The sequence below is a fragment of the Deferrisoma palaeochoriense genome, from assembly GCF_054656955.1.
In genome coordinates this window covers 1-4,845 of sequence record NZ_BAAHXI010000118.1, presented here as the reverse complement: position 1 = coordinate 4,845, position 4,845 = coordinate 1, and the positions used below count along the sequence as shown (strand labels likewise).

The window sequence follows — 4,845 nt, the reverse complement described above, 5'->3', positions numbered from 1 at the left end:
ACCCTATCCCGATCCGGGCCCCCTGGGTCCCGGCGGGGTGCGGACGGTCGCTGGGCGAGGGGGCGTCCGCGCGGTATCAGATCGCCGACCCACCCCGCTCGCCGGTGCGGATCCGGATCGCGTCCTGCACGGGGCTCACGAACACCTTCCCGTCCCCGATCTTTCCCGTGCGGGCGGCGGCCACGATCGCGTCCGCCACGGCAGCCGCCTGTGACTCGTCCACCACCACCTCCATCTTCACCTTCGGCACGAAGTCCACCGTGTATTCGGCGCCTCGGTAAAGTTCCGAGTGACCCTTTTGGCGGCCGAATCCCCGCACCTCGCTCACCGTCATTCCCTGCACCCCCAGATCCTGCAACGCGTCCTTCACGGCGTCGAGCCGGAAGGGCTTGAAGATCGCCTCAATCTTGAGCATGGCTGCGCGCTCCTTTGTCGTTGAGTTGTTTCAGACGTGGATGGGCCCCTCGGTGCCCGGTCGCCGCCGCTGCCAGGGGGCGCCGAGGAGACGTCCGTTCCGAAAGCAGGAGTCGTGCCAGGGCGGCCGAGACACCCCGTGTCCCGGAAACCGGGCTCCCGTGACGGGATTCGGGGCCCGGTCCGGCTGTCGTGGACGCATTCTTGTGTGTTCAAGAATCGGAAAAGACAACGTTGTAGTAACGATGCGGAAAGAGACAAAAATGTGTATCAGGAATCAGTTGAGGACAAAATTGAGTCACTCGGGCGCGCCGGAGGGACCCTCTTTGCCGGGGGGGGAAGGCAAAACACCAGGGATATTCCTGGGGTTTGGACCCGACCGGCGGCTCTGTTCCCCGCTGGCACGGTCCTGGCAACCGGGGGGGCGTCGCCGCCGCGGCCGGTAACCCAACCCTGAGGGAAGGAGAGAAAGCGATGAGACGAACGATCCGACGCAGCATCCTCCTGGCCGCCGTGGGGCTCGCCGCGGCCGGCGCGGCCTGGGCGGCCGACGAGCCGCTCACCCCCGAGACGGTGCAGACCCACCTGAACTACGTGTGGACCCTGGTGGCCGCCTTCTTGGTGTTCTTCATGCAGGCCGGGTTCGCCATGGTGGAGGCCGGGTTCACCCGGGCCAAGAACGCCTGCAACATCCTGATGAAGAACTTCATGGACTTCGGCATGGGTGCTTTGGGGTTCTTCTTCGTGGGGTTCGGGCTCATGTTCGGCGCCTCCAAGGGGTGGTTCGGCACCACGGGGTTCATGCTCCGGGACTTCGCCGCCGAGGGCGACCCCTGGGTGTACGCCTTTTTCATGTTCCAGGTGGTGTTCGCGGCCACGGCGGCCACCATCGTCTCGGGAGCCGTGGCCGAGCGCATGAAGTTCAGCGTGTACCTGGTGTTCAGCGCGCTCATGACCATGGTCGTGTACCCTGTGTTCGGGAGTTGGGCTTGGGGCAGCCTGTACAAGGGCGCCGGGTGGCTCGAGGGCCTCGGGTTCATCGACTTCGCCGGCTCCACGGTGGTCCACTCGGTGGGCGGGTGGGCCGCCCTGGCCGGCGCCATCGTGGTGGGCCCCCGCATCGGGAAGTACAAGAACGGGAAGCCCCAGGCGATTCCGGGCCACTCCATGCCGCTCGCGGCCCTCGGCGTGCTGATCCTCTTCTTCGGGTGGTTCGGGTTCAACCCTGGGTCCACTACCACCGGGGACACCTCCATCGCCCTGATCGCCGTCACCACGGCCCTGGCCGGGGCGGCCGGGCTCGTCTCGACGATCTACTACACCTGGATCCGGTTCGGAAAACCCGACGTGGGCATGACCCTGAACGGGTGCCTGGCGGGCCTGGTGGGCATCACGGCCGGCTGCGCCAACGTGAGCCCCCTTTCCGCCATCGTGATCGGGCTCGTGGCCGGGGTGCTCGTGACCGAGTCGGTGCTCTTCTTCGACCGGATCGGCGTGGACGACCCCGTGGGTGCGGTGTCGGTGCACGGCGTGTGCGGGGCCTGGGGCACCCTGGCGGCGGGGCTCTTCAACAGCGCCGGGTTCTCCTGGGGCGTGGTGGGCGTGCAGGCCCTGGGCATCGCCGCGGCCTTCGTTTGGGCCTTCTCCTCGAGCTTCGTGCTCTTCAAGGTGCTCAAGGCCCTGATGGGCGTTCGCCTGAGCGAGGAAGAGGAGCTCACCGGCTGCGACTTCTCCGAGCACGGCCTGAGCGCCTACCCGGAGTTCCTGTTCCCCCACGTGGTGAGCCCGAAGGCCGGCGCCGGCGGGATGCCGCCTCCGGCGGCACCGAACGCCACCACCCTGGCCCATTCGAAGATTTGAGCGAGGTTCCGTCCCCCCTTTCGATGAGGAGTTCGCCATGAACCGTTCGATCGCGCTCGGATTTGCCCTGGTGGCCGCGTTGGTCTGCCGCGCCCCGGCCGAGGAGGCCGGCTGGCTCGCCGACCAGAACTTCACCGCCAACGTAGCCTACACCTCGGACTACGTGTTCCGGGGCGTCTCCCAGACCAACTCCAACTGGGCCGTGCAGGGCGGGTTCGACTACGCGGCCCCCGGCGGGGTGTACCTGGGCACCTGGGCCTCCAACGTGAGCTTTGGCGGAGGCATCGAGATGGACTTCTACGCGGGCTATGCCGGTGAGGTGGCCGGGTTGGCCTACGATCTGGGCGTCATCTACTACGCCTACCCCAAGTCCCACAACGACCCGGAGCTGAATTTCGCGGAGGGGAGCCTCAGTCTCGAATACGGGCTCCCGGCCCTGGGGCCGGTGAGCCCCTCGGTGGGCCTCTCCTACGCCTACTCCCCCGATTTCTTCGGGGAGGACGGCGCGGCCCACTACCTGGCCGGCAGCCTCGGCCTGGAGCTGCCCTGGGGGCTTTCGGTCTCGGGCGCCGTCGGCTGGCAGACCGTGGAGGGCGACAAGACCACGGGCGGCGGCAACGGCCTCGACGGAGACGACGGGTTCGACTACTGGCACTACCGGGTCGGCGTGGCCGCTTCGGTGAAGGGGTTCGATCTCGACCTCAGCTACCACAACACCACCGAGGCCGATTTCCTGGGCTCCGACCTCGCCGACGGCCGGATCGTGTTCACGGTTTCCCGAGCGCTTTGACGGCGTTGGGGCTCCCTGGGGCCGTCCGGTGCGCCAGGGAGCCCCGGGTTCCGCCTCACGCCGCCAACGCCGTAGCCGTGCGCTCGGCCAGGGCGCGGCGCCGGAGGTAGGCCTCGCGGCAGATCGCCATGTCCTCGAAGAACGCCTCCATCTCCTCCATGAGCATGGCCTGGGGGCCGTCGCACAGGGCCTTTTCGGGGCGGGGGTGGAAATCCACGAGCACCATGTTGGCCCCGGCGATCACCCCCTGGGCCGCAGCGTGCCAGATGTCGAGGATCCGGTCGGGCGCGGCCACCTTCTTGCCCACCGAGTGGGAGGGGTCCACGCACACCGGAAGACGGGTCTGGCGCTTCACCACCGGCACCTGGGCGAAGTCCACGAGGTTGCGGTGGGGGTCCCCCAAGTTCGTCTTGACCCCCCGCAGGCAGAACACGATGCGGGGATTGCCGTTGGTGGCGATGTACTCGCAGGCGTTCAGGCTCTCCTCCAGGGTGATCCCCATGCCCCGCTTGAAGAGCACCGGGAACTCCTGCTGCCGGCCCACGTGCTTGAGGAGCTCGAAGTTCTGGGCGTTGCGGGTGCCGATCTGCACCATGACCCCCGTGGGGTTCCCGGCCGTCCGGAGGGCCTCGGAGATCTCCTCCAGATGGCGCTCGTGGGTGACCTCCATGGCGATCACCCGGATGCCGTAGCGGCCCGCGAGCTCGAACACGTAGGGCAGGCAGGCCTTCCCGTGGCCCTGGAAGTCGTAGGGGGAGGTCCGGGGCTTGTAGGCGCCCATGCGCGTCGTGGTGACCCCGAGGCGCTGGAGCGAGCGCATCACGACCTCCACGTGCTCGGGGGTGTCCACGGCGCAGAGCCCGGCGAACACGTGGAAGGAGTCCTGGGAGAAGGTGAGGCCCTGGTAGGTGAACCCCACCTCGGGGGCCTGGCCGTCGTGGCGGCCGATGATCCGGTATTTGGAGCTCACCCGGATCACGTTCTGGACGAACGGCAGTTCCTCGAAGGCCTCGGTGGGCACCTGGCGGGTGGGGCCGAACACGTAGACCTCGTGGAGGTCCTGGAGGGCTCCCTTGACCCGGTGGAACCGCAGTTCCAGGTCGGGGAACCGGGCCGCTACGGCCTCGAGGGCCGCGCGCTCCTGGGGGCCGGGGCGGGTGTCGGGTTTGAGCACGACGATCATGGGCGCTTCCTCCTTTTCCCCGTCGGGGGAACGAAAGGGCCGTGGGCGGCGGATTCGCCAACCCACGGCCCCGGAGGAAACGAAAACCGGCCACGGGCTGGCGGGGGGCCTGCCCGTGGCCGGCGGGGGTGTCGATGGTCGGGAGATCCGGTCTGCCGCTACACCTCCGCCGCCCGGGCAGGCTTCCGAAAGAAGCCCCCGAAATAAAAGGAATAGGCGGCGAAATAGCGGCTGCTGTGCACCGGGTCGTCTCCGTTCGCGTTGTCTACCCTGAGTCGTATACCCCGGCCGACGCCGGCGTGTCCAGAAAAAAAAAGCGGTCGTCGGTCACCGGTCTCCGGTCCCTGCCCGTGCTCCCGCTCGAGGGCCCCGCCCGCCGGCACCGCGATCCGGGCGGGGGCCCGCCGAAAGGCGCCGTGGCCGGGAGGGGGGCCGCCCCTCCACGGATGTGGCTACGCAGCCGGAACTCCCGGAATACTAAGACCAACGAAACTATTGTCGGATCCCCGGCGTTGCAACGGAAACCCGCGGGTGGGGGGCTGGTGAAGAGCCGGGTGCGGCCCCTTACCTCGCCGCGCCATCGCCACGCCTGGATCGC

Annotated in this window: 4 protein-coding genes; 2 read left to right on the top strand and 2 right to left on the bottom strand. The window is 68.3% G+C overall.

Annotated elements, in window-relative coordinates; translation table 11 throughout:
• Window positions 1-76: 76 nt before the first annotated feature.
• Window positions 77-415 (bottom strand): P-II family nitrogen regulator, encoded by a 339-nt coding sequence (locus ACYQ8L_RS18025; protein WP_459943208.1) that lies wholly within the window; start codon window positions 413-415, stop codon window positions 77-79.
• A gap of 473 nt (window positions 416-888) precedes the next feature.
• On the opposite strand from ACYQ8L_RS18025, the gene ACYQ8L_RS18020 reads away from it, so the two are divergent.
• Window positions 889-2,274, top strand: a complete 1,386-nt coding sequence (locus tag ACYQ8L_RS18020; RefSeq protein WP_459943207.1) for an ammonium transporter — start codon at window positions 889-891, stop codon at window positions 2,272-2,274.
• Window positions 2,275-2,311: 37 nt separating this feature from the next.
• Entirely contained in the window at window positions 2,312-3,064 is a 753-nt protein-coding gene (locus ACYQ8L_RS18015; RefSeq protein ID WP_459943206.1) for a TorF family putative porin, read from the top strand.
• A gap of 55 nt (window positions 3,065-3,119) precedes the next feature.
• On the opposite strand, the gene ACYQ8L_RS18010 is transcribed toward ACYQ8L_RS18015, so the two are convergent.
• Entirely contained in the window at window positions 3,120-4,247 is a 1,128-nt protein-coding gene (locus ACYQ8L_RS18010) for a 3-deoxy-7-phosphoheptulonate synthase (RefSeq protein WP_459943205.1), read from the bottom strand.
• Window positions 4,248-4,845: the final 598 nt, after the last annotated feature.

Bases quoted from the DNA above. Each gene is read 5' to 3' on its own strand.
- ACYQ8L_RS18025 (WP_459943208.1), bottom strand. From the start codon at position 415: ATGCTCAAGATTGAGGCGATCTTCAAGCCCTTCCGGCTCGACGCCGTG.
- ACYQ8L_RS18020 (WP_459943207.1), top strand. From the start codon at position 889: ATGAGACGAACGATCCGACGCAGCATCCTCCTGGCCGCCGTGGGGCTC.
- ACYQ8L_RS18015 (WP_459943206.1), top strand. From the start codon at position 2,312: ATGAACCGTTCGATCGCGCTCGGATTTGCCCTGGTGGCCGCGTTGGTC.
- ACYQ8L_RS18010 (WP_459943205.1), bottom strand. From the start codon at position 4,247: ATGATCGTCGTGCTCAAACCCGACACCCGCCCCGGCCCCCAGGAGCGC.